Annotated in this window: 27 protein-coding genes; 9 read left to right on the top strand and 18 right to left on the bottom strand. The window is 63.3% G+C overall.

From position 1 onward, the window contains the following. Window positions 1–49: 49 nt before the first annotated feature. Window positions 50–472: a pyridoxamine 5'-phosphate oxidase family protein gene (locus ACGYLY_RS01895; protein WP_395283832.1), complete on the bottom strand. Its 423-nt coding sequence runs from the start codon at window positions 470–472 to the stop codon at window positions 50–52. A gap of 123 nt (window positions 473–595) precedes the next feature. On the opposite strand from ACGYLY_RS01895, the gene ACGYLY_RS01890 reads away from it, so the two are divergent. Continuing rightward, window positions 596–1,174 carry a DUF6663 family protein gene (locus tag ACGYLY_RS01890; RefSeq protein WP_395283831.1) on the top strand — a complete coding sequence of 193 codons (579 nt, stop codon included), beginning with the start codon at window positions 596–598 and terminating at the stop codon, window positions 1,172–1,174. A gap of 109 nt (window positions 1,175–1,283) precedes the next feature. On the opposite strand, the gene ACGYLY_RS01885 is transcribed toward ACGYLY_RS01890, so the two are convergent. Then, window positions 1,284–3,131 (bottom strand): S9 family peptidase, encoded by a 1,848-nt coding sequence (locus ACGYLY_RS01885; protein WP_395283830.1) that lies wholly within the window; start codon window positions 3,129–3,131, stop codon window positions 1,284–1,286. A 223-nt stretch (window positions 3,132–3,354) separates the two neighbouring features. After that, window positions 3,355–4,959, bottom strand: coding sequence for an MDR family MFS transporter (locus ACGYLY_RS01880; protein WP_395283829.1), 1,605 nt, complete (start codon window positions 4,957–4,959; stop codon window positions 3,355–3,357). A 244-nt stretch (window positions 4,960–5,203) separates the two neighbouring features. Between ACGYLY_RS01880 and ACGYLY_RS01875 the strand changes: the two genes are divergently transcribed. Both ACGYLY_RS01875 and ACGYLY_RS01870 read left to right on the top strand, forming a co-directional pair. After that, entirely contained in the window at window positions 5,204–5,326 is a 123-nt protein-coding gene (locus tag ACGYLY_RS01875; RefSeq protein ID WP_395283828.1) for a hypothetical protein, read from the top strand. Then, on the top strand, window positions 5,323–5,934 hold the full coding sequence (locus tag ACGYLY_RS01870; RefSeq protein WP_395283827.1) for a TetR/AcrR family transcriptional regulator: 612 nt from the start codon (window positions 5,323–5,325) through the stop codon (window positions 5,932–5,934). The genes ACGYLY_RS01875 and ACGYLY_RS01870 overlap by 4 nt, the downstream gene beginning before the upstream one ends. Window positions 5,935–5,949: 15 nt before the next feature. On the opposite strand, the gene ACGYLY_RS01865 is transcribed toward ACGYLY_RS01870, so the two are convergent. The 3 genes from ACGYLY_RS01865 to ACGYLY_RS01855 all read right to left on the bottom strand — a co-directional run bounded on the left by ACGYLY_RS01865 (window position 5,950) and on the right by ACGYLY_RS01855 (window position 8,521). Beyond that, window positions 5,950–6,378, bottom strand: coding sequence for a universal stress protein (locus ACGYLY_RS01865; protein WP_395283826.1), 429 nt, complete (start codon window positions 6,376–6,378; stop codon window positions 5,950–5,952). A 68-nt stretch (window positions 6,379–6,446) separates the two neighbouring features. Next, window positions 6,447–7,916 carry an MATE family efflux transporter gene (locus tag ACGYLY_RS01860; protein ID WP_395283825.1) on the bottom strand — a complete coding sequence of 490 codons (1,470 nt, stop codon included), beginning with the start codon at window positions 7,914–7,916 and terminating at the stop codon, window positions 6,447–6,449. Then, window positions 7,913–8,521: a TetR/AcrR family transcriptional regulator gene (locus ACGYLY_RS01855; RefSeq protein WP_395283824.1), complete on the bottom strand. Its 609-nt coding sequence runs from the start codon at window positions 8,519–8,521 to the stop codon at window positions 7,913–7,915. The genes ACGYLY_RS01860 and ACGYLY_RS01855 overlap by 4 nt, the downstream gene beginning before the upstream one ends. Before the next feature lie 163 nt (window positions 8,522–8,684). Between ACGYLY_RS01855 and ACGYLY_RS01850 the strand changes: the two genes are divergently transcribed. Continuing rightward, entirely contained in the window at window positions 8,685–9,284 is a 600-nt protein-coding gene (locus tag ACGYLY_RS01850; protein WP_395283823.1) for a TetR family transcriptional regulator C-terminal domain-containing protein, read from the top strand. Window positions 9,285–9,290: 6 nt separating this feature from the next. On the opposite strand, the gene ACGYLY_RS01845 is transcribed toward ACGYLY_RS01850, so the two are convergent. Further along, complete coding sequence (locus ACGYLY_RS01845; protein ID WP_395283822.1) at window positions 9,291–10,538, bottom strand: ABC transporter permease; 1,248 nt, start codon at window positions 10,536–10,538, stop codon at window positions 9,291–9,293. Continuing rightward, window positions 10,535–11,278 carry an ABC transporter ATP-binding protein gene (locus ACGYLY_RS01840; RefSeq protein WP_395283821.1) on the bottom strand — a complete coding sequence of 248 codons (744 nt, stop codon included), beginning with the start codon at window positions 11,276–11,278 and terminating at the stop codon, window positions 10,535–10,537. Before ACGYLY_RS01840 ends, ACGYLY_RS01845 begins: the two co-directional genes overlap by 4 nt. Before the next feature lie 219 nt (window positions 11,279–11,497). On the opposite strand from ACGYLY_RS01840, the gene ACGYLY_RS01835 reads away from it, so the two are divergent. Both ACGYLY_RS01835 and ACGYLY_RS01830 read left to right on the top strand, forming a co-directional pair. Beyond that, a complete protein-coding gene (locus tag ACGYLY_RS01835; RefSeq protein WP_395283820.1) occupies window positions 11,498–11,641 on the top strand; it encodes a hypothetical protein in 144 nt (47 codons plus the stop codon). Window positions 11,642–11,678: 37 nt separating this feature from the next. Beyond that, entirely contained in the window at window positions 11,679–12,593 is a 915-nt protein-coding gene (locus ACGYLY_RS01830; protein WP_395283819.1) for an alpha/beta hydrolase, read from the top strand. Between the two features lie 9 nt (window positions 12,594–12,602). Here the strand turns inward: ACGYLY_RS01830 and ACGYLY_RS01825 are convergent, their stop codons facing one another. After that, window positions 12,603–13,073 carry a metal-dependent hydrolase gene (locus ACGYLY_RS01825; RefSeq protein ID WP_395283818.1) on the bottom strand — a complete coding sequence of 157 codons (471 nt, stop codon included), beginning with the start codon at window positions 13,071–13,073 and terminating at the stop codon, window positions 12,603–12,605. 95 nt (window positions 13,074–13,168) lie between these two features. Here ACGYLY_RS01825 and ACGYLY_RS01820 point away from each other — a divergent pair, with 95 nt between their 5' ends. Continuing rightward, on the top strand, window positions 13,169–13,861 hold the full coding sequence (locus tag ACGYLY_RS01820) for an SDR family NAD(P)-dependent oxidoreductase (RefSeq protein WP_395283817.1): 693 nt from the start codon (window positions 13,169–13,171) through the stop codon (window positions 13,859–13,861). 1 nt (window position 13,862) lies between these two features. Here ACGYLY_RS01820 and ACGYLY_RS01815 read toward each other — a convergent pair whose 3' ends face one another. Together ACGYLY_RS01815 and ACGYLY_RS01810 are read right to left on the bottom strand one after the other, a co-directional pair. Continuing rightward, window positions 13,863–14,567, bottom strand: a complete 705-nt coding sequence (locus tag ACGYLY_RS01815) for a YqjF family protein (RefSeq protein WP_395283816.1) — start codon at window positions 14,565–14,567, stop codon at window positions 13,863–13,865. Between the two features lie 2 nt (window positions 14,568–14,569). Further along, on the bottom strand, window positions 14,570–14,815 hold the full coding sequence (locus ACGYLY_RS01810) for a hypothetical protein (RefSeq protein ID WP_395283815.1): 246 nt from the start codon (window positions 14,813–14,815) through the stop codon (window positions 14,570–14,572). 85 nt (window positions 14,816–14,900) lie between these two features. Between ACGYLY_RS01810 and ACGYLY_RS01805 the strand changes: the two genes are divergently transcribed. Continuing rightward, window positions 14,901–15,734 (top strand): ZIP family metal transporter, encoded by an 834-nt coding sequence (locus ACGYLY_RS01805; protein ID WP_395283814.1) that lies wholly within the window; start codon window positions 14,901–14,903, stop codon window positions 15,732–15,734. A 12-nt stretch (window positions 15,735–15,746) separates the two neighbouring features. On the opposite strand, the gene ACGYLY_RS01800 is transcribed toward ACGYLY_RS01805, so the two are convergent. From ACGYLY_RS01800 to ACGYLY_RS01790, 3 genes are all read right to left on the bottom strand, one after another. Continuing rightward, entirely contained in the window at window positions 15,747–16,970 is a 1,224-nt protein-coding gene (locus tag ACGYLY_RS01800) for a choice-of-anchor W domain-containing protein (protein ID WP_395283813.1), read from the bottom strand. Between the two features lie 123 nt (window positions 16,971–17,093). After that, window positions 17,094–17,561, bottom strand: a complete 468-nt coding sequence (locus tag ACGYLY_RS01795; protein WP_395283812.1) for a signal peptidase I — start codon at window positions 17,559–17,561, stop codon at window positions 17,094–17,096. A gap of 45 nt (window positions 17,562–17,606) precedes the next feature. Next, window positions 17,607–18,302: a TasA family protein gene (locus ACGYLY_RS01790; protein ID WP_395283811.1), complete on the bottom strand. Its 696-nt coding sequence runs from the start codon at window positions 18,300–18,302 to the stop codon at window positions 17,607–17,609. A 287-nt stretch (window positions 18,303–18,589) separates the two neighbouring features. Between ACGYLY_RS01790 and ACGYLY_RS01785 the strand changes: the two genes are divergently transcribed. Continuing rightward, the gene (locus tag ACGYLY_RS01785) at window positions 18,590–19,240 is read left to right on the top strand and encodes a transporter (RefSeq protein ID WP_395283810.1); all 651 of its coding nucleotides are present in this window, start codon (window positions 18,590–18,592) and stop codon (window positions 19,238–19,240) included. Window positions 19,241–19,299: 59 nt separating this feature from the next. On the opposite strand, the gene ACGYLY_RS01780 is transcribed toward ACGYLY_RS01785, so the two are convergent. The 4 genes from ACGYLY_RS01780 to ACGYLY_RS01765 form a co-directional block, all read right to left on the bottom strand. Beyond that, a complete protein-coding gene (locus ACGYLY_RS01780) occupies window positions 19,300–19,809 on the bottom strand; it encodes a hypothetical protein (RefSeq protein WP_395283809.1) in 510 nt (169 codons plus the stop codon). A gap of 49 nt (window positions 19,810–19,858) precedes the next feature. After that, a complete protein-coding gene (locus tag ACGYLY_RS01775; protein ID WP_395283808.1) occupies window positions 19,859–20,368 on the bottom strand; it encodes an NUDIX hydrolase in 510 nt (169 codons plus the stop codon). Between the two features lie 42 nt (window positions 20,369–20,410). After that, the gene (gene ppc / locus ACGYLY_RS01770; protein ID WP_395283807.1) at window positions 20,411–23,086 is read right to left on the bottom strand and encodes a phosphoenolpyruvate carboxylase; all 2,676 of its coding nucleotides are present in this window, start codon (window positions 23,084–23,086) and stop codon (window positions 20,411–20,413) included. Between the two features lie 74 nt (window positions 23,087–23,160). Continuing rightward, the gene (locus ACGYLY_RS01765; RefSeq protein WP_395283806.1) at window positions 23,161–23,490 is read right to left on the bottom strand and encodes a transcription factor S; all 330 of its coding nucleotides are present in this window, start codon (window positions 23,488–23,490) and stop codon (window positions 23,161–23,163) included. Window positions 23,491–23,537: the final 47 nt, after the last annotated feature.

Below are 23,537 nucleotides of genomic sequence, written 5' to 3'. Positions count from 1 at the left end.
AATTCCGCGTGCAAAAGGACACCGACTGTACCGCTATCGCCGTCGCTCGTCACGTCTTCCGGCCCGTCACCGACTCCATTCGGAGTTCGTACAGTTCCGGTTCCACGTCCGAGATCGACTCGCCAAACACCCGGAGCGGGACGAAACGCCCGTTTATCGCAGCGTCGTCGAGCGATTCCGACGCCGGTTCGAGGTGTCCTCTCACGAGGATGCTCCACGACTCGTCGCCCGCCGCCTCGTAGACCACGAAACTGGCCGTACCCGTCCCCTCCATGAACGACATCTTTTCGCCTCCCTCCTCGACGCCGAACCTGAGGAGGAGTCGTCGGCCGTCGTAGTGAAACGAGACGGGAATGGCGTAGGAGTCGGAATCACGCGCGAGCGAGAGGACGCCCGTGTTCGCGTCCCGTAGTTTTCCTTCGAGTTCCGTTTCGTCCATGCCGAACGTGTAAACGTACTCCACGTGCTCCATACGGGGAGTACGGCATGGACGGGTATAGGTCGGATGCCCCGAACGGCCACTCCCGACGGGGAAGGGAGCAGACGCGATATCGGATGCGAGCGTCTTTTCCCGCGTCCGGGCGGACCACTCAGTATGGAAACCGATCGCTTTCGCGTCCTCGCCAACGAGGGGGGATCACTTCGCCTATTGAATCGGGAGACGTACGAACCGGTCGTCACCGCCGCGGAGGGCCACGACGCCGACGTGGAAGGCCTCCACTCCGGTTATCGCATCGACGCCGACCTCGATTGGACGACGAGCGACCCGACGATTCGGTCGTTCTCGGTGGAAAATCGGACGCTGTACGCCTTCGTCGACGGAATCGACCCCGTCTTCGAGGCGGCACAGGGGGCGTGGACGGAGGCACAGATGGCGGGCGATTCGATGAACAGTCGCGTGACTCACAACACGGACAACGAAGTGAACGGCGTCCTCTACGTGTTCGCCGAAAACGGCAGGGGCGGAATCTTCGAGGCGTTCCGCGACGGCACCCGTCCGGTCGAACCGCTCGTGGACAGGGTGAACGAGGAGGAAGGAAACGACCCACGCGAGGTGTTCGTCCTTCGACCCGCGGAGGGGCGATACGTCATCGTCACCATCGCGCTCCGAAAGGGCGGGCAGTTCGCGGAGACGCTGCGGGACACGTACGACTGTCCGTCGCCGTCGGAGTGAATCGGAGAGCCGTCTTTTCTCCCCGGTCTTTCCTTCTCTGCTTCTCCGCTCTTTCTCACTCTTCTCTTCTTCTCCGCTTTTCGCCGCCTCTTTCCTTCCCTTCCTCCGGCTACAGCGTCCGGCCGAGATAGTCGGTGACGATGCGATACGAGCGAATCTTCTGGTCGGTGTCGGTCGAACCGTGCCCTTCCTCGCCGAGTTCCTCGTAGTCGAACTCCTCGCCGTCTTCCCATCCGCGCTCCTGCAGGGCGTCACGGTAGAGGCGGGCCTGCGAGACGGGACAGCGCGGGTCGTTGACCCCGTGAATCATGAGAATCGGCGACGCCGCCGACTCGACGTGGGTGAGCGGCGACCGTTCGCGGTACAGGTCCTCGTTCTCGTCGGGGTCCCCGAGTTGCTGTTCCAGGACGTGCTGGAAGTGCGGCATGGAGTCCTCGTACAGCCGTTCGAGATCGGTTATCCCGACCAATGCCAGCGAGGCCGACCAGAGTTCGGGATACCCGACGTGTTGGCTGTAGGCGCTGTAGCCGCCGTAGGAGCCACCGAACACCACGACGCGATCGTCGTCTATCCACTCGCGGTCCATCAGCCAGCGGCCACCGGCGGCGATGTCGCGCTGTTCGCCGCCGCCCCAGTCGCCGCGGATGGCGTACTTGAACTCGCGCCCGCGTCCCGTCGAACCGCGGTAGTTCGGCTGGAAAACGGTGTAGCCGCGGGAGACCAGAAACTGGGCGAATTCGTTGAACGACTGGGTGGACTGTGAGTGCGGTCCGCCGTGTACCATCACGACCGCGGGTTGTGCGGTCGCCTCAGGGTCGGCACCGGGTCGCCTTCGGGCGTCGTACAGCAGTCCGCCGATGGTCCAGTCGCCGGATTCGTAGATGACGTACTCCGCACCGACGAACGCCGTCGGGTCGACGTCCCCGTACTCAGCGTCGAGGAGTACGTCGTGTTCGTCCGTGTCGAGGTCGTACGCGAGGAGTCGCTTTCGCTCGTCGGGCGTCGTCTGCGTGAGAACGATGCGGCCGTCCGCGAGGAACGGCCGCTCGATCCCTTCGGCGACGGTCGTCACGCCCTCTGGGAGGTCCAATTCCCGTCCGTCTCCTGTTTTGAGGTCGTAGACGACCGGTACCGTCGCCGCCCGACGGGTTCGGGTGACGAGCGCGTAACGACCGTCCGAGGTGAACGTCGACGAGTACTCGACGGAGTCGCCGTCGCTCAACCACCGGACTGCATCCCGTTCGAGGTCGTAGACGCCGGCGCGGGGTTTGTCGTCCGCGTTGTCCTCGACCAACAGGGACGTCCCGTCCGGTCCCCAGTCGGCGACGTCCGTCTCCGAACCCGATTCGCCGACGTCGAGGCGACGCGGGTCGCTCCCGTCCGCATCGGCGACGTAGACGTCCCGATTGTCGAGGTCGTCGGTTTCGTTGGTCACGAAAGCGATTCGTTCCCCATCGGGACCGTACATCGCGTTCCATATCGGTTGGTCGTAGGCTGTCAGTTGCTCGGTTTCGCCGGATTCGGTTCCGTAGCGATACAGGTTCAACTGGTCGCCTTCGTCGCTCCCGTACAGCAGATGGCGACCGTCCGGGGACACGTCGAAAATGATGCCTTGGCCGTCGACTTCGACGAGTGTTTCGTGGTCACCGTCGGTCGTCAGCGCGTGGATGTCGTTTTGCTCGTCACCGTCGTCGTCGCGGTGGAAGTAGATCCGCTCGCAGTCCGCGTCCCAGCAGATGTGCCAGCGGGCGCTCTTCGGAACGTCGCCGTCGCTCAACCGGTCTAGCTCGCCCGATTCGACGTCGAGGACGCACAGTTCGTTTCGGCCGCTTCCGTCGTAGTAACACGCGACCCGTTCACCGTCGGGAGCCACCATCGGATGGTAGAACTCCGGGAGGGAAGCGAGCGCTTCGAGGGGAATTTCCAGTTCTGAGGCGTCGGTCGCCGAGTCGGACATAACGACCGGAGGTGTGCACCGAACGATAATAGTGTTATCCGACTGTCAGTCGAGCGGTTGGGCGTCCTCGGTGATGCCCTCGACCGCCTCGGCGTCCTGTCGGAGTCCCTTCCGGAGATAGTAGAACGCGCCGAGGTTGTCGGCGTTCATCGACGGGGATGGTTCGAAACGACCGTTTCGTCCGTCAGTCGCCCGTCGATGGTCGGTCGACGGCGGCGCGTCGTCAGTCGTCGGTTGCCGTCGCGTCGTCCATGGGTTCGGCTGCCCCTTCGCCTTCGCCCATCGAGACGTGGGCGTCTTCGCTGAGTTCGGCGTTGGGGAGCGTCAGTGCGACGACGAACGCCAGCGCGAGGACGCCGGTTCCGGCGAGGAACACGGTGTCGATGCTGTTCGCGAGCGCCGTCACGACGACGTCGTGAATCCCCTTGGGAAGCGCGTTGATGGTCGCGGGGTCGATGCTCCCGCCGGACGCCGCGACGCTTTCCGACCCGCCTTTCGAACCGAAGGCGTCGGCGAGGCGGTGAGTGAGTTGGTTCGTCAACAGGGCACCGAAGACGGCGACGCCGATGGAGCTACCGAGGCTTCGGCTGAAGGTGACGGAGGTCGTCGCGACGCCGAGGTCCTCGCGGTCCACGGCGTTTTGCACCGCGACGGTGAGGACGGGCATGACGAACCCGAGTCCCATCCCGGTGAGGAACATGAACGCGGTCGATTCCGTCGAGGTCGTCGCAGGACCCATGGTGTGAAGCAGCCAGTATCCCGCGGTGCCGACCACGGTGCCGATGACGGCGAACATCTTGTAGCGACCGAGGCGGGTCATGAGTTGCCCTGTCACGGCGCTCGTGACGAGCATGCCGCCGACGAGCGGGAACAGGAGTAGACCGGAGTTCGTCGCGCTCGCGCCGAGAACGGTCTGCAGGAAGACGGGGAGGTAGATGGTCGCCCCGAACATCCCGATACCGAGACAGAAGCTCAACGTCATGACGCCGACGACGGTGTGCCTGTCGAGCAGGTGGATGGGGAAGACGGGTTCGCTCACGCGCAGTTCCTGCAGGACGAACAGGACGCCGAAGACGACGGTACCCGCGGCGAGCGCGAGGATTTCCACGGAGTCCCACGCGTACTTGTCCCCGCCCCACGTCGTGACGAGCATGAGCGCCCCGACCGCGAAGACGAGGAGCGCGGCCCCGAGGTAGTCGATGTCGTGGTCGGCGTCCGGCGTCGGGAGGTCGAGTTTGAAGTGCGTGATGGCGATGGCCGCGAGTCCGATGGGGACGTTGATGTAGAAGATCCAGCGCCAACTGTAGTGGTCTGTGAGGTAGCCGCCGAGAAGCGGTCCGCCGATGGTCGCGACGCCGAAGATGAGCATCATGTAGCTCATGTACTTCCCGCGTTCGCGGGGCGAGAAGATGTCGCCGAGGATGGTCGTCGCCATGGCGATGAGACCGCCCGCGCCGATACCTTGTAGCGCGCGGAAGAGCGCGAGTTGGGTCATCGGGGCGACGACGTCGTTGATGGCGGCGAACTCGCCGGCGAGGCCCGAGAGGATGGAACCGATCAGGAAGATGGTGATGGACGACTCGAAGATGATGGAGCGTCCGTACAGGTCGCTCAGCTTCCCGTAGAGCGGCGTCGTCACCGTCACCGTCACGAGGTAGGCCGTGACGACCCACGACAGTTTGTTCGCGCCGCCCAGTTCGCCGACGATGGTCGGGAGCGCCGTCGAGACGATGGACTGGTCGATGGAGCCGAGAAGCATCCCCAGCATGAGGCCACCGAGGATGACGAGACGTTCACGACCGATGCCGTCGCTCGTTTCAGTACTCACGTCCGAACCCTCCGTTCGAAGGAAGCTGTCCGGGTTTCGAGGTGAATGAACATTCAGTCATCTATGGCTTACTGAACAGTTAGTCAACGATAAAGCTTCCGAGACAGGAATTCCCACGAGAACCGCAGTTTGGACACCTCGCTCGTATTCCGTCACTATGACCCGTTTCGTCCCTCGTTCGGAAGCACATCAGGGACTACTGAATGTTCATTCAATTTTTATATCTCGCGTTCGTAGGGCGCGTATGCACGAATTCGATGCGACGACCGTCACGCTCGGCGGGCGGTTCGCGGAACGGGGTTCCCTCGCCGTATCGTTCCGCTCGCCGACTCGAACGACCGTCCACAGCGGGTCTTCCGGCCGATGACGGAGACGCCGTCCTTCCTCGAAGATCCGACCGACACGCGTGACGCCATCATGCGGGCGACGTACCTCGCCCTCTGTAAGCACGGCTACGCCGATTTGACGATTCAGCGTATCGCTGACGAGTTCCCGAAGAGCAAGTCGCTCCTGTATCACCACTACGACGGCAAGGACGACCTCCTGCTCGACTTCTTGGAGTTCATGCTCGAACACCAACGCGAGCGGATTCCCGCCGAACGGACGGGAAGCGCCGACGAACACCTGAACGCCATCCTCGACCGTGTGTTCAGCACCCCGGTTTCGGACGACTATCGCGATTTCTCGCGCGCGATGGTCGAACTGCGCGCACAGGCCGCCCACGACGAGAACTACCGCGACCACTTCACGCGCAGCGACGAGTTCTTCCGCGAACTGCTCACGCGCGTCATTCAGTCGGGTATCGACGAGGGCGTGTTCCGCGACGTCGATGCCGAACAAGTGGCGGCGTCCCTCCTGATGACCATCACGGGGGCGATGACACAGCGCGTGACGACGACGGAGGAGACCATCCCGGCGGTTCGTGACGAACTCGACGCCTACATTCGCCGTCGGTTGCTCGCCAACGGTGAGTGAACGAAACGCGATAACTCAGTGGACGATGGTGACGGGAACCGTGGCCCGCCGCGTCACCGATTCCGCGACGCTTCCGAGAACGATTCTGTCGAGTCCGCTTCGACCGTGGCTTCCCATGACGATGCCGTCGACGTCGTTTTCCGTCGCGTACTCCACGAGGGTGTGTGCCGGGCGACCCATCAACCGTTCCGTTTCCACCGTCGCACCCGACTCCTCGGCCGTCCGCCGCATCTCGGAGAGGAGTTCGTCGGCCGCCGATTTCTTCGTGCCCTCGACGGAATCGTCGTAGAGGATGTCCCCGTACTCGTCCGAGGAGATCCAGCTACTGGGGTCGAGGACGTGAACGAGGACGAGGGTCGCGTCCGGATAGATGTCGAGTGCGTGTTCGAGCGCGCTATCCGACTGTGGTGCGTTGTCCACGGGGACGAGAATTCGTTTAGGCACGTTTCCGGTATGGATGCCGGCCGGTACAGGTGTTTCGGTGACGAGGGTGAAAACGCCCGAGGGTCGCGTCAGTCCGCGGGGGACGGCGTGTTGGCTTCGCCGACCTCGCTCGTCTTCCACGTCCCGCGTCGGAACCAGAGGAAGGCGAGAATCGCTGTCACGGTGTTCGAGAACGCGATGGCGTACCAGACACCCGTCGCACCCATGTCACCCACTTTGAGGAGGTAGTACGCCACGGGAATGCGGAACACCCACAGCGAGAGGATGGTGAACACCATCGCGGTGGTGGTATCACCTGCCCCACGGAACGCCGACGTGACGACTCGGAAGACGCCGAGGAACAGGAACGTCGGCCCGATGATGTGGAGGTACTGTGCGCCGAGTTCGATGACCCGTGCACGGTTTGCGCTGTCGCCGACGAATATTCCGACGACCGGTTCCGCGAACACCCACGCGAGGACGCTCACCACGGCGAGCACGACCGCTAGCGTCATCGACGCGTAGTACACCGCTCGCTCCGACCGCTCCGGTTTGTCCGCGCCGAGGTTCTGGCCGACGGCCGTCGTCGTCCCCTGTGCGAGTCCGATGCTCGGGAGGAAGACGAGCGAGTTGAGTCGGTTGCCGATACCGAAGGCGGCAACCGCGGGATTTCCGGCCATCGAAACGATGGCGGTCAGAAACGTGATACCGAGCGCCCGCATCGACATGTCCACGCTGGCGGGAGCGCCGATACGAACGATTTTCCCGATGGTCTCCGGGTCGGGAACGATGTTATCGGGCGTGAGGTGGATACCGACCCGCCCGCTGAACAGGATGGCGAGTCCGATGACCGCGCCGACACCCCGGGAGAGAACGGTGGCGATGGCCGCGCCCTGAACCCCGAACCCGGTGAATCCGGTGAGGTTGAGGAGGGTCGTCTGAAGGCCGCCGAGTCCGAGGGTCTCCAACAGCAGGTTGTTCGTGAACCCGTAGATGAAAAAGGGGTCGAGGACGATGTTGAGCGTCACGCCGAACGCCATCAGGTACATCGGCGTCTTCGTGTCGCCCCACCCGCGCAGGAGCGCTTGAAACATGAAGAAGCCGAACATGAAGAACACGCCGACGAACGTGGTCTGCGTGAACTCCACGGTCCATCGGTACACCTGCGACCCCGGCGTCGCGCCGATGAGCGAGACGAGGGTCGGCGCGACGAAGTAGCCGATGACCGCGAAGACCAACGAGGCGAGCATGGTGAACGTGATAGTCTGTCCGGCGACGTGGTCCACGCGCTCGTGGTTGCCCGCGCCCTTGTTCTGGGAGACGAGCGCCGTTCCGGCGATGGAGAACCCGGTTCCGAGACTGATGAGCAGGAAGACGAGCGGGAACGCGTACGAAACCGCGCTCACCGCCCCGGAGCCGATTTGACCGACCCAGAAGGTGTCGGCGAGGTTGTACACGACCTGCATCAACTGACTGGCGACGATGGGTGCCGACAGCAACAACAGCGGTTTGAACAGGTCACCGTCTGTGAGGTTCACGTCACGGTTTCCGGCGCTCATTCGCCGTCACCTCCGACGGTTATTCGACCGATAAAATCGTGAATCGCCGCTCGACCGACGTCGTTGGGGGCGTCGGTGCCGAGGACGACGCTTCGACCGCGAGCGCCGTCGAGGAGTATCAGCAGGTGCTCGGCGGCCCGGTCCGGGTCTATTTCCTCGAATTCGCCGCGCTCGACGCCGTCCGCGACGATGTGCGAGAACAGGTCCTTCAAGCGGGCGTCGTTCGTCCGAAACTGGTCCCGGAAGTCGTCGTTGTACGGCGCTTGCATCCCCATCTCCAACATGGCGGTGTCGAAGTCGGCGTGACAGTCCGCGTCGGGGAGGAGTGTTCCGACGGTAAACCGGAGCGTCTCTTCCCCGTTCTCGTGTCCCTCCGTCGAAACCGTTCGATCGAATTCGTCGAGCAGGTGTTCGAGAAACGAGACGAGCAACTCCTCTTTGCCGTCGTAGTGGTAGTGGAGGAGCGACTTGCTCTTCCCCAGTTCGTCGCTGATACGTTGCATCGTGAGGTTCGCATAGCCGTGCTCACAGAGTGCGCGATGTGTAGCGTCCATGACCGCTTCATGTGTCTCGGGCAGTGGCCCGGTCGAGCGATGTCGTTTCATCTACTTACTGAATAGTTAGTCACCTCCGTTAAGCGTTTTGTTGTTCGCCCGTCACAACCGTCCGACGACACGGTCGGGTTCCACGAGACGCACCGGAAATGCCGAAAACCCCGTTCGGTGGACGACCACAAGCGTTTTGCCGCGATAACTAGTTGTTTAGTTAATGGCAGAGCCATCCGACGGTGACGAGCGTTCTGAATCCGAACTCGAAATAATGCGGGCCACCTATCGAGCGCTCTGTGACCACGGCTATGCGAACATGACGATGCAGACGATAGCCGAGGAGTACGGTAAATCGACGGCGGCCATCCACTACTACTACGACACGAAGGACGACCTGCTCGCGGCGTTCCTCAGCTTCCTGCTGGACAAGTTCATCGACAGGGTTCACGAAGTCGAGACGACGGCCCCGAAGGAGCGACTCGACCTGCTGTTGGACCGCCTGTTGACCGACCGCGAGGGGAACCGCGATTTCATGGTGGCCATGCTGGAGATGCGCGCACAAGCCCCGTACAACGACGCGGTACGGGAGCAGTTCCAGCGCAACGACGAGTACACCTGCTATCTCCTCAAAACGGTCATCGCCGACGGAGCGGACTCCGGCGTGTTCACGGTGGCGGACCCGGAACACGCGGCGGAAGCGCTCATGCTCATCGTCGACGGGGCACGAACGCGCTACGCCTCCCTTGAGGAGAAAAACGCGCTCGAAGAGGCGCGCGAAACCGCACGGGAGTACGTCGAATCGGTGCTGATGGAAGAATAAAAAGGATTACTCGTGTCGGAGCGCGTCGATGGGGTCGATTCTCGCGGCGTTCCACGCCGGGTAAAGCCCCGAGACGAGTCCGACGCCGATACCGACGACAATGGCGATGGCGAACCACTTCGGCGCGAACGCGAGGTCGAAGCCGATGGCCTGCGCGGCGGCGTACCCGCCCGCGATGCCGACGACTGTTCCGACGACGGACCCGATGACGCCGAGGATGACCGCCTCGACGAGGAACAGTTGGATGATGTCCCGTTTCTGCCCGCCGACGGCCTTCATGATGCCGATTTCGCGGGTACGCTCGGTCACGCTCACCAGCATGATGTTGGCGATGCCGATGGCCCCGACGATGAGTGAGATGACCGCGATACCGGTGATGAAACTCGTGAACGTCCCGATGACCTCCTGAATCTGGTCCACCAGTTGCTGGTTCGTCTGGAGGGACACCTCGTAGGACGCGGGTTTGAGTCGGCTCGCGTCGGATTCGTTCGACAGGTACGATTTGACGGCGGGTTGAACGCCGTCCACGTGGTCGTAATCGACGGCCCGAACCGTGACCTGCGAGTAGGCCCGTTGCCGTTCGCCCGTCGTCGGACTCTTCACCGTCGTGCCGTAGAACGGGTCGGTCGGGACGTATATCTGGGGCTGTGCCGCGCCGAACGCGCTCGCGGTGGCAGAGGCGTTGAGGATGCCGACGACGGTCACGTTCCGCGGGCCGCTATCGAACTGAAGCGTGAGCGTGTCACCGGTCGTGACGTTCGTCGAGAACAGGGTCGCGGCCGGTTCGTTGAGGACGACTTCGTCTTCCCCGGGCGTGAACGTGCGTCCCGACTCGAACGAGTCGGCGGCGAACGAATCCGGCGTCGTCGCGGTCACGCTTTCCCAGCCGATGGTTTGCCCGTCGTGGGCGATGGAGGAAACCTGCACGTTCCCCTGCGGCACGACGGAATCCACGTTCGAGAGCCCCCGCAACTGCTCGACGTCGTGTTCGGTGAACACCGGCAGAGAACTCCCCTGCCCCTGTGGACCACCGGGTCCATCGTTGGAACTGGGCGGGCCGACGCTCGCCACGATGGACGGGTTGTCCTCGGTGGTGACCTGACCGACGACGGCGGCCTGAAGGCTCGCGCCGAGCGTGACGAACGTGATGACCGACCCGACGCCGATGATGATGCCGAGCGTCGTCAGTACCGAGCGGAGTTTGTGGTCACGGATGGACCGCCAACTCATCGCGAAACTCTGGCGCACGTTCATGCGTTCGCCTCCACCCGCCGCGGCGAATCGACGGTTTCGATGCGCTCTATTTCGCCGTCCAACAGGTGGACGATTCGGTCCGCGTGCTCGGCGACGACCCGCTCGTGGGTGACGAGGAAGATGGTGTTGCCCTCGTCGTGAAGCTCCTCGAACAGGGAGAGTATCTGGCCCTCCGTCTCCGTATCGAGGTTGCCCGTCGGTTCGTCGGCGAGGATGATGGCGGGGTCGTTCGCCAACGCACGCGCAATCGCGACCCGCTGACGCTGGCCGCCCGAGAGTTCGTTCGGACGGTGATCCAACCGGTCGCCCAGTCCGACCCGTTCGAGGAGGTCGCTCGCCCGCTCGTTGCGTCGCCTCGCCTTTACCCCTTGGAACACCATCGGCAGGGCGACGTTCTCCTTGGCGGTGAGCTTCGGCATCAGGTTGAACGTCTGGAAGACGAACCCGATTTCGTCGCCTCGGAGGGTCGTCCGCTTGGAATCGGAAAGCGTCGTCACCTCGGTGCCGTTCACCGTAATCGACCCGTCGGTCGGCATGTCGAGACAGCCGACGGCGTTCATCAGGGTACTCTTTCCCGACCCGCTCGGCCCCATGACGGCGGTGTAGGACCCGGTTTCGATGGTCAGGTCGACGCCGTCGAGGGCGTGAACGGGTTCGCCGCGGTGGTAGGTCTTGCGGACGTCGGTCAACGTCACGGCGGCCGTCTGTTTCCGTGTCGCGTTCGTGTGTATGTCTGGCATGAAGTCGTGATAGTGTGTTCGGTAGCGCGGCGGGTCCTCACGCGGCCGTTTCCGAGCGAGGTGAGGTATCTGCGAGTTTCGGTAACGCGTCGTGCACTGACTGAACATTCAGTCAGCTATAAACGTTTCCCGATACGTGTAACAGAGTCCGATTCGAAAAACCGGTTGCGGTTCCGCGGAGGGGCGGGTTTGACATTCACGGGAGTTGACGGCTTCGGTATGGGGGTATGTGACATCTGTGAACGACGGAAGTCGAACGGGACGCACCTCGTCGGACGAACCGGCGAGTTGTGGGTGTGCCGAGGGTGCATGATGCGGGCCGTCACGGGAAAGAAGGAGGAGCTATCGTTCGTTGACCCGTGAGACGACTTTTATGTTCCTCGTCGTCCTCTAGGAGATAATGACGAAGACACGGGGACGCGAGCTATCACGGTTGCGGTACGCGAGGAACGACGCCGATTTCGAGAGCGACGGAACGCGCTGTGCCGGGTGGCTCTACACGCCGGAGGGCGTCTCGAATCCGCCCGTCGTCATGATGGCACACGGGTTCGGAGCGGAGCGAACCTTCGGGTTGCCGGAAATCGCGAAGGAGTTCGTCGCCCGCGAGTACGCCGTCTTCCTCTTCGACTACCGGAACTTCGGAGACAGCGACGGCGAACCGCGAAACCTCGTGAACGCGGGTCGGCACGTCGAGGACTGGGAGGCGGCCATCGACCACGTCCGGGGACTGAACGCCGTCGACCGACGCAACATCGCGCTCTGGGGGACGTCCTACAGCGGCGGGCACGTCATCCAAGCGGCGGCCGACGACCATCGAATCACCGCGGTCATCGCACAAGTTCCGTTCGTGGACGGACGGGCCGTCGCCCGCGCGTCCGGCGTCAAAAAGATCCTGAAGGGGACGTTCGCGGGCGTCCGTGACCTCGTCAGGAAGTACACGTTCCGAGGTCCATACACGGTCCCCATCGCCGGATATCCCGAGGAATTCGCGGTACTCAACGCGCCGGGAGCGATGGAGGGAATGGAAACCATCGTTCCCGACCCGCCGGTGTGGGACAACGAAGTCCCGGCCCGCGTCTTCCTCGAAATCCCGTTCTACCGGCCGGTTTCGGTCGTGGAGGACGTGCCGTGTCCGTTGCTCTTCGTCGGGGGTCGGGACGACGACATCGTCCCCGTATCGTCGGTTCGGTCCGCGGCGGAGGCCGCCGACGCGACGTACGTCGAACTTCCGGTCGGTCACTTCGACGTGTACGACGATGCGCTCGATGAAGCGGTCGGCTACGAAGCGGCGTTCCTCGACGAGCACCTGCGATAGTCACGAAGATCATCCGAGGAGGTGGCCGAGCGTCCACGCGCCGCCCGCCGACACGAGGCCGAGGACGAACAGGAGGACGTTCGCACGCAGGTCGCTCGCGGGCACGATATCGAGGGTGAAGTTCCGCTCCGAGAGTGGCCAGAACGGACGGACGCCCATCGGCGTGATGACGTCCGCGAGCAGGTGGGAAACGATGGCGAGCGTGCCGACCAGTAGGCCGAACTCCGCCGCCTGCACGCCGCCGAGGAGGCCACCCGCGAGGGCGGTCAGTATCCCGACGGTTCCCGCGAACGCGATGGAGTGCGTCGGCCCTCGGTGTTCGAGTCGGGGAGTTCGCGTATCGAGGTCGGGAATCATCGTGAGGACGACGGTGATGACACCGCCGAGGAGGGCGTACGTCGGGGACCCGGTCGCAACGAGACCGCAACCGATGGGCGCATAGAGCGCGAGTGCCACGCCGCAGTGGCCCGGCTGATACATGGTTTTCACTTGCACTGCACGGGGGTTAACTGCAACGGGGGAGTTCGAAGGGGGACGACGACAATCGATTTTACGGTCGCCTCCGTCGTCCCCCCATGGACGGATTGACGGCGATCGTCACGGGTGGGACGCGAGGAATCGGTCGAGGAATCGCGGCGGCGTTCGCGGACGAAGGCGCGACCGTTACCCTCTGTGGACGGGACGTGGAGGAAGTCGAGGAGAGCGTCGAAGTCATCGAGGAACGGGGCAACACCGCAATCGGCCTCCGCGCCGACGTTCGTGACGAATTCGACATGGAGCGACTGATGGAAACCGCCGCCCGAGAGGGTGACGGCGGTATCGACGTGGTGGTGGCGAACGCCGGAGTCTATCACGGCGCGCCGGGCGAAACGCCGCTGACGACGGAATCCTACGCGGCCTTCGACGACACGCTTCGGACGAACTGTCGCGGGGTGTACACGACGATCCGGGAGTCGCTTCCCCACCTCGCCGAAGACGCCCGCGTCCTCGTTCCGACGGGGGGTATCGGCCACGAAACCCACGCAGGTTACGGTTCCTACGCCGTCTCGAAGGCCGCCGCGGAAGCGCTCGTCCGCGGCTTTTCGGCCGAACTCGACGGAGCTGTGGTCGGCGTCGACCCCGGCGTGGTCGGAACCGACATGATGGGCGGGAGGGGACGCGACCCGGAGGACGTGGCCGGACTGTTCGTCTGGGCCGCCACGGACGCACAGGAGGTAAACGGGGACATCGTCGGTCTGAAGCAGTGGCGGCAGGCGACGCGGGAGTGACTCAGTGGAATCGCTTGGGTGCGTGGACGTGAAACTCCATCTCCGGGCAGTACCGAACCCGCGGTTCGGCGTCGGGGGTCGGCAGACCGACGGCATCGAAGAGCGAACCGGCGCGGACGTCGGCCTCGGCGGGGTGAAGCGTCCACGGGTCGTGTTCGACGCGGGCGGTCATTTCGGCCTGCGGGACGAACAGCCGATAGCGCCCCGCGAGGAAGTCGGCGAGCGACCCGGATTCGGGGACGGTTGCGGTAGCATTCGGGCGATACGTCGCCTCGAATTCGACCGGGAGCGTTTCGGGATGGAATCGATGGCTCCGAACGCGATGCGTTCGTTCCGCGGTACTCGTCTCGTCCGTTCCGTCGGTTTCGACCGTAATGTCGGCGTGAAAGTACGGCAGGTGATACAGCCGTCGTGCCACGCGTGTCGCCAGCCGACTCGCCGTGTCGAGGCTCAAAAAGTAGACGCCGGTGGCGTCGCCGAGGCGGACGTAGGTTCTGAAGTTGACCTGCGGAAACGTCATGCCGAGCGCCCTCGGGGTGCCGGGAAGTCTCGCGTTCTCGATGGTCGAAGCGAGGGCGCTGACCCACGCCTGTCCGTCGTACCTGTCGAGCGCCAGCGAATCGGGAATCGCGTTTTCGAGCGGGGCGGCATCGACGGGCCAGTGGACGAACAGGCAATCGCGCCACGTGAATCGAAGGGCACGCATGGTCACGACCGCCAGTAGTACCAGCAGGCGAAACAGCAGAACGGGACGCCGAAGGAGATGGCGAGGACGGGAGCGAGCGCCAGCACGCCGAGCGACCCGGCGACGAAGGCGTCGAGGCCGAGACGCGAAAGCGTGCCGTACACCAGTTCACCCGCGAACGGAACGGTGAGTCTGAAGAGGAGGTACGCCACGAGGGTCTGTGCCGCGCGAACCGAAAAGCGGGCACCGCGAATCGTCTTCGTCTCCATCGTTGTTTCACGTGCCGTCGTCCGACAATAGCTTTGTGGTGGCCGACCGACGGACTTAACAACATTAGAGAGAAGATTAATAATCATGCCACGACTGTCACGGCTCGGCGTCGCCGGGTTCGTCGCCCTCGTCGTCCTCACCGGGGTGGGGGTGACGGCGGGGCTGTCCAAAGTCCTCGTCATCGCGTGGGTTGCGTTCGCGGCCATGGCCGCGGGTGCCGCGCTCTCGAAGGGGACGAGCGACTCCATGCACGCGAAAAAGCTCGTCTGGGCCTTCGGCTTGGCGAGCGGCGCGATGATAACCAGCGCCGCAGTTTTCCTGATCCCGAGCGCGATTTCACACCAGCCGGAGTTCGGCGGGTTCGGCATCGCCTTCGGGATTCTGGTCGGCTTTAGCGCCCACACGATAGGCCACCGAGCGACCCACCTCGACACCGCGCTCGACCACACGTCCGTCGAACTGACCGCCCACTCGTTCGCCGCGGGCGCCATCATCGGCCTCGTCTACGGCAACATGCCGGACCTCGGGTTGCTCCTCGGCCTCGCCATCGTCTCGCACAAGGGACCCGCCGGGTACGTCGCCGCCCACCGACTCCGAGACGGCGGAAATCCCGCCTCCGTCCTGCTCCTCCCCGCCGCCGGAATCGGGATTACGGCCATCGGTTCCGCGCTCCTCCAACTCCCGTCCAGCGCCGCGATAAACGGCCTCGTCTTCGGGTTCGCCGCGGGTGTCTTCCTCCACGTCGCCATGGACTTCCTCCCTCGCTGCGAACTCGGCGGCGAGGTGTACGAGGTGGCCCAGTTGAGCGACAACGCACACCACCTCCTCGACAAACTCCGGATGCACGCCGTGGCGAGCACCTCCCTCGGCGGTATCGTCGTGTTCGCCCTGTGGGCGGTCATCAGCGGGTCGGGATGACGGACCGAGTGGCTACCGAACGAGATACGGTCCGTTCCGTGGCGGGAGCCCCATCGGTTCCGGGGTGCGTTCGTCCGAATCGGCGGCCACCGTTCCCATGGCCGACGTCACGCGACCGACGCGCAGCCGATAGAACTGCGTGTCCTGCGACGGCTTGTTGCCGGACCACTGCATCCGCGCGTTCCCGCGGAGCGTGAACCCCTCTTCGAGCGAGACGTTCGACACGCGAATCGCGGCACCACCGTTGCTAATCTGTATGTTCTGTCCGAGCTGCCTGCCGTTGAGGCGAAGATTGTTCAGTTGCGTGGTCGACGACGACGGCGCGATGGCATAAAGCAGTAAATCTGTGTACGGACCGGTATCCGACGGCGCGTAGGTCAAGTCCCCTACCCCCTGATTCCCGTACACGACGGTTTGGGTCTGCGGGTCGTAGGTCAGCGTGAACGGCCGGGTTTCGTTGTTCTGCCAGTCCTTGTTGGCCCGGTTTTTCGGGTTGTTGACCGTCGGTCCCAACCGATGCTCGGTCACGCCGCTGCCCGGCCCCCCGACGCGTCCCTGCGCGAGGAACGCCTGCTCCATCGTGACCGAGGAGTACTCCTGCTGGGTGAGCGTGGTGACCACTGGGTCGGCGGCCTGTCCACCACCGGCTTGGAGCGCGACCCGCGTCGTGTCCACGTCGCGCCATCCGGTCGAAGAGACGCCCGAGTTCAGGGTGACATCGAGGTCGAAGACCAACCGGTCGCCGAGCGCAGCGGTCGAACCGGATGGGTAGAACAGTTCGAGGACGAAGTCGGTCGGGGTCGAATCGAGGGGTGAGGAAAGCCCGATCGTCTGCTCAGGTCCGGACGCGGCCGTAGCGTACGACGCGAACGACGAGGTGCTCCCGAAGAAGTATCCGATCGACGTGCCGTTCCGTTCGAGCGAGGCTTTGAGTTGCAGTTCGTCGTCGAGTTCGCCCCCGTCCCCGGTAGACGTGTTCGACTCGCCGGATTCCGTGGTTCCCTCGTCGGTCGTCACTGTGGACACGGCGAGACCGACCGACTCGCCGTCGACGCTTCCGTCGTTCGTGAGTCGGGTTCGTTTGACGTACGAACCGCCCGAGGCGAGCACCAAATCGCCGTCCGCGGGGAGTCGGTCGGCATCCGCTCCCTGCAGTTTGAGGTCGAGCGTCCCTTGGTCGGTTGACCCACCCGCCGAATCCGAGGTGGTGTACGTCGCGGTTCCCCGTCCCCCCATCGCCGACGAACCACCACCGACCGCAAACAGCCGCAATGCGCGACGCCTCGATATCTTCTTCATCGACTCACCGTGGATAGCCATCTCTCCCGCTCATTCATGAAGCTTTGTGCCGTGGGAAATTTATTCGTGTGTGACGAGAATATATCCGCCGACGATTACGAGGGTACCCCCGCCGACTATCGCGTAGAGGTACACGCTCCGCGAGAAAACCGGGTGGAGTAGATAGCCGTACAGCGGAACGGACAGGAGAACTTCGCCGCGAATCCGATGCGGTTTCACGACGAAGGAGTCCGGGTTCGTCCGAGCGTCGCCTTTCGTCACGAATCCATCGTTCGTCTCCCGAACGATTCGATGCGTCACGAGGTCGCCGTCCTGAACGAAGGTGATGGCGTCGCCGGGTTCGTAGTGCCCCGAATCGTACGTGTACACCACGCTTCCGGGGCGAAGTGCCGGCGTCATACTCCCGCTGAGTACGATGTAGCTCCCCAGTCCCGGCAGGATCGTGAACAGTATCTGCCCGACGATGGGAAGCAACAGGACACCGAGAACGATCCAACCGACCCGGGAGGGAGAGACGGACCTCATCATTGATACCAAGTCTTCAGTCGTTAAAATAAATTTGGCGCGTGAAGGTTACTGGCTACTGTCCTGATTGAGCGTGAAGTTGACGGCGATGTCGACTCCATCCGCCATCACGTCCTCGTCGGTGCCGGTCAGATTACCGGCCATATTCCCGCCCGTCCAGTAACCGGCGTTGTCGTTCGCGACTTCGAGGTCGAGAACGAAGTACGTCGTACTCGTGCTGTTCGGAGCAGGCGCTTGGAGGTCGTCGAGCGCTCCGGTCTGTGCGTTCACCTCCGCCAAGTCGACGTACCCGTTTCCGTTCGTGTCCGTCACGTTGGCGGTGATGTCGTCGACAACGGTACCCTGCGGATTCTCGTACTGCATCGTCTGTACGCGAATGAGGCTCGCAGTCTCCGCCGCGTTCAACTCGTTGCTGAGATCCGAGTCGTTCGGTTCGGCTCGGAGATCGTTCTCGGTATAGTTGAACCCTATTTCGAGGTGGTCGGCGGCCGTCGACCCCTCGTTCGTCAGCGCATAGGTGTGTGACACCTCGTCACCCGGTTGTGCGTTGACGAGATTGAAGTCCTCCGTCGTTCCGTTTGCACTTCCGTTGATAGCGAGGTCCATCGTCCCGGCCTCGACCGTGTTGCCCGTGCTCGAATCGGTGTCCGTCCAGAACGCCCACGTGCCGACGCCGGCGAGAATCCCGACGACGACGACTACCACCGCGAGTGCGATTTTCGTCTTTCGACCGTTTATTTGCATGTATGCAATCGATTACACAAGTATCCATATGTTAAATCTTTTCTAGAGATTAGTTCCTATTTTATATTACTCGAAATATCTTGCACAGATTCTAGAAATGATATATAATATGGCATCAGATTATAGTACACAGCTACTGATCGGAGAACGTATCACCCCGAGCGGATCCCAACACGATTCGGGTGTTGTCATCAGGGTTCCTAGGTCCGGCCAGCGGTGGTACGGCTCGTTTTCGGCGTTCCGGTGGAAAAGAGATATGACGTCACCGGAGAGATATAATGTGAGTAATGGTTCGGACCCATCTCCCCCTCCGGCGGACCGTTCCCCTCGGTATTGGAGCGTATCTCGTCGGATACCTCCTGACGTCCGTGGCGACGGCGGGCCGTACCGGCAAAATCATGGCCATCGAACTTCCCGGGAAGTATCTCGACGCGACGTCGCTCTCACATATCTTCGGGACATCGCCGCCGCGGTGGGTGCTTTCCGGATGGGTGTTTTACAACACCCATCTCGTACCGACGAGTCTTCCGACGGCGGATACGATCAACGGCTTCCGGTCGCTCACGAACCGGTCCTTCCTTGCGATGGCCGGCGGGCCGTTCTTCCTTCTCTATCTCGTCCCGCCCATCCTCCTGGTCGGCGCGGGATACGTGGCGGTTCGGACCGGAACGACGCCAGGTGCCAACGGACCGCGAAACGCCGGAGCCAGTATCGCGGTCGGATACTTCCCGTTGTTCGTCGTCGGTACCTTCGCCTTCGCTGCCACCGCTGCTAACGCCCCGGTAACCGCCACACCGGACGGTATCCCGGCGATTTTCCTCGGTCTGGCCTATCCCATCGTCTTCGGCGCACTCGGCGGGATGGTGGCGGAGCGGCGTTCCGGTGACGGGACGAACTCGCCCGCCAACGACGCCGAAACGGCGTCGGGAAGATACTGAGAACGGTCGCTGTGCCGTGCGGATTTCGCCAATCACAGGACGGCGAATTCCGCGAATCCTCAGAGTTCCCGAACCGAATCCGGGTTCTCCACGTCCCACAGATATTCGGGTAGAAAGGCGTCCAAGTGGTCGATGATTTTGCGGTCGCTTACGTTCATGCCCTCGCAGTGGTCCCACGCCGACTCGCGGATATCGACGTGCATCTCGCCGCTCTCCTCGCGGATGGAAACCGGATAAACGAAGCACCGGGCCGGTTTCCAGCCGTTTTCGGCCTGCAACTCACAGAGGCCGTCCTCGTGGAGGAAGTGACAGGCACAGCCGTCTTCCGCCGTCTCGTCGTGGTCTTTCTCCTCGCGGCGCACGAAATCCTCGCCGCGGAACTCGGTGGTCGCTTCGTTAAGGTCGGCGTGGTTTCCCAACTCGAAGTATTCGCGGTCGTACAGCATGACGCCGTGGTGACAACACCACGTACAGCTATCGACGCACTCGAAGGTGAGGTCGGGGTCGAACTCCACCACCGCCTCGCGGCCCGGATGCACTTCGACGCGAACAGGCGTGTCGGCGCTCACGTTCACCCCTCCGTCGCGTGTGCTGAAATGGGACACGGTTTTCGGGCGGTCACACCTCGTCGTTCAACACTGCCCGGACGAGCGCAGGTTGTATCGACTCGGCCGGAACATCGTCGAACCACCCGACAACTTCGATGGTTTCGTCTCCGACGCCGGGGTCGGTGGCAAGGGTTTCGCCCTCCGTCGGGATAGCGCGATAGAAAACCGTGTATCCCCCATCGAAGCGTTCGTCACCATGTTCGAAGTAGTCGTGCGTGACCCGCCACGGCCGCTCTATTTCGACGGGGACACCAGTTTCTTCAAGGACCTCACGGGACGCCGCCCGCTCCCACTCCTCGCCCGGTTCGACGCCGCCACCGGGAAGGCCAATCCCGTCCATCCAGTCGTTCTGAACGAGGAGTACCTCGCCGTCGTCGTTCGTGACGGCGACCACGACTGCGCCCTCGATACTCTCAGCACGCTCTCTCGCCATTTCGAACTCTCCGGCATCGAGGGACGTTACCATCCTCTCATAAGCAATCTCGTCACGTTCGAGGAGACGTTCGACGTAGCCGTTCATCGTTCCGAAATCGCACCAGTTCGATAAAAAATCCCCTCGACGCTATCCCGTGTTCTTCATCCCCGCCGCGACACCGGTCACGGTCAACCGGAGCGTCCGGCGCTCCGTCTCCGTGAGGTGCGACTGACGAAGCAGGCGCACTTGGAGGAGGTTGAGCGGGTCCACGTAGGGGTTCCGCCGGTCGAGGCTCTCCCGAAGCCACTCGCGCGAGAGGAGGTCATCGCGTCCGGTGATGTCCAACACGAGTTCGGCGGAGCGTTCGTACTCCGCTTCGAGTTCGGGGAAGAACTCCTCGCGCAGGTTCTTCGGCGCGAGGTCCGCGTACTCCGCCGTGATTTCGAGGTCGGTTCGAGCCAGCGCCATCGCGGCGTTGTCGATGGTGGTCCTGAAGAACGGCCACTCCTCGTACATCTCGCGGAGGGTTTCGACGTCGCCGTAGGCGTCCAATCCCTTGGCGAGCGAGTACCATCCCGGCAGGATACAGCGGCTTTGGGTCCACGAGAACACCCACGGAATCGCGCGGAGGTCCTCCACGGTCCGTTCGCCGGAGCGGGAGGCGGGGCGCGACCCGAGGTTCAGGTCCTCGATGACCGTTATCGGCGTCGTCTCCTCGAAGTACGAGACGAAGCCGTCGGATTCGAGCAGGTCGCGGTAGGCGTCGCGGGCGGCGTCGGCCGCGACGTCCATCGCTTCCTCCCACTCGTCGGGAATCGTCTCCTCGTCGTCCTCCAGTGCGGCGTATCGCGCCCGAATCTGGGCGTCGAGCATCTGTTCGACGTTTCGCTCCGCGATGACGGGGTTCGCGTACTTCTCCGCGATGGCCTCGCCCTGTTCGGTGAACTTGACTTGGCCCGAGACGGTTTCCCTGGGGAGCGCCAGCAGCGCCTCGTTCATCGGGCCGCCGCCGCGCGAAATCGACCCGCCGCGCCCGTGGAACAGGCGAAGGGTGACGTCGTGCTCGTCCGTGATTTCGGCGAGTCGCTTCTGATTCCGATAGAGGCTCCAGTTGGCGGCCAGAAAGCCGTTCTCCTTGTTCGAGTCGGAGTACCCGAGCATGATCTCCTGCGTCCCGCCGCGCGCTTCGAGTGCCGCGGCGTAGGCCTCGTTTTCGAACAGGGTGCCGACGATGCGCCGTGCGCCCGAGAGCGCGTACTCGGTTTCGAGCAGGGGGACCACGTCGAGTCCGGAGTAGCCGGGGAGGTCCACGATTCCGGCTTGGTCCGCGAGGAACAGCACTTCGAGGACGTGGCTCGCCTCCTCGGTCATGCTGATGCAGTAGGTGTCGATGGTCTCCGCGCCGTACTCGCGCTGCCAGACGGCCGTCTCCGAGAAGAGGGTCAGAACACGGCTCGCTGTCTCGGAAAGCCCCTCGGTGTCGAGATCGATGATGGGTTCGTCCTGCAGGATGGCGTCGGTCAGCAGTTCGACCCGTTCGTCCTCGTCCATCGAATCGTAGTCGAAGCCCTCGCGTGCCAGCGCCTCCGCGATCGCCGTGGTGTGGTTCTTTTGATGGTCGCGCAAATCGAGCGCGGCGAGCGAGAACCCGAAGGTTTCGACGCGGCGGCGAAGCGGGTCCACCTCCGTATCGACGACGCTCTCCGCGCCGTCCTTCCGGAGGCTGTCGGCGATGGCGTCCACGTCCGCGAGGAGTTCCTCGGCGTCGTGGTATCCGCCGGGGCGAACGTCGCCGACGCGGTCGATTCGCTCGCGCATCAGGGCGAGTTTCTGGCGGTACGGTTCCTCCGGGTAGCGCTCCGTCACGCGCTCCGCGATGGCGGGGAGTTGCTCGCGGTCGGTGTCGAGGCTCGAATCGAACAGACTGCTCGTCTCGATTCGGTCGCCGTCCTGACTCAGCACGCCGGAGAGGCGCTTCAGTTCGTCGCGGTAGCGCTCCAGAACGACTTCGCGCTGACGGTCGAGGGTTTCCGCCGTCACCTCGGGCGTGACGTGCGGGTTGCCGTCCCGGTCGCTCCCGGCCCACGACCGGAAGGCGAACAGTTCCGGCACGTCCACGTCGAACTCCTCGCCGACGGTGTGGTCGAGTTCGTCGTACACGTCGCCGACGATGTCGAAGAGGACGTTTTCGAGGTACCAGAGGACGTTCCGCGCCTCGTCGGCCACCTCCGGGCGGCGCTTTCTGACCTGTCGCGTCTCCCAGAGGCCGGTCACTTCGCTCTCCAAGCGGCGTTCCAATTGATCCTGCTCGCGGTCGGTCAATCTGCGCTCGTCGAGTTCCGAGAGGAGGACTTCGACGGAACGGAGTTTCGCCTTGACCGTCTTCCGGCGCGCCTCGGTGGGATGGGCGGTGAAGGTCGGAACGACGTTCACGTCCTCCAGCACTCGCTCGACGGTTTGCGAGTCCGCACCGTCCTCGGCGAGCGTTTCGGCGGTGGCCCGAAGGCTGTCTTCGAGCGTCCCGTCCTGCGTTCCCTCGCGGATGGCGCGCACGCGTTGACGTTCTTCCGCGAGGTTGATGAGTTCGAAGTACGTCGCGAACGCCCGCGCGACGTGCCCGGCCAACTCGGGCGGGAGTCGGTCGATTTCGTCGCGAAGTACGTCGCGGGACGCCGCGTCCCCATGTCGGTAGTCGATGGCTCCGGTTCGTACCGTCTCGACGGCCTCGAATGCCTCCCGCGACGCGAGTCGCGAGAGGACGTCGCCGAGCAAGCCAGCCAGTTCGCGGACGTCCTGCCGAACGTCCCGGGTATGTAATCGCATACCAGAGTGTCTGCACCACAGCACCTAAAACGTCGGTCTGCGGGTAAAATATGCGAAGGAGTTTGATATGATAATTAGTTGTATTCACGCCAGCGATAGCCGCATTCCTTGCATTTGAAAAACCGCGTCGGTGCCTCGTCGGCGGACGCGGTCTGTTTGATCGTGTACCACGCGACGTCGTGGCCGCATTTGTCGCAATGCACGTCCTTCGCGGTCGGTTTACCCTCGAAATCCGCGCCCTCCTCGGTCTCGATGACGTCCGAATCGTCCTGTGCCTCGGTGGAGACGAACTCGGCGGCGCGCTCCTCGTCCTTCGCCACCGTCGCCTGACAGTCGTCGTTCGTGCAGACCATCTTCGACCCCATCGTCCGCATCATGGAGCCACAGTCGTCGCAAAATTGCATACCACTGGTTGTATTTCGAGTGTGAAAAGCGCCACGTACGAAGACGA

It is taken from the genome of Haladaptatus sp. CMAA 1909 (genome assembly GCF_043952005.1).
GTDB lineage: Archaea > Halobacteriota > Halobacteria > Halobacteriales > Haladaptataceae > Haladaptatus.
Note: the sequence above shows the minus strand (reverse complement) of the source record. Positions and strands in the feature narration are given on the sequence as shown.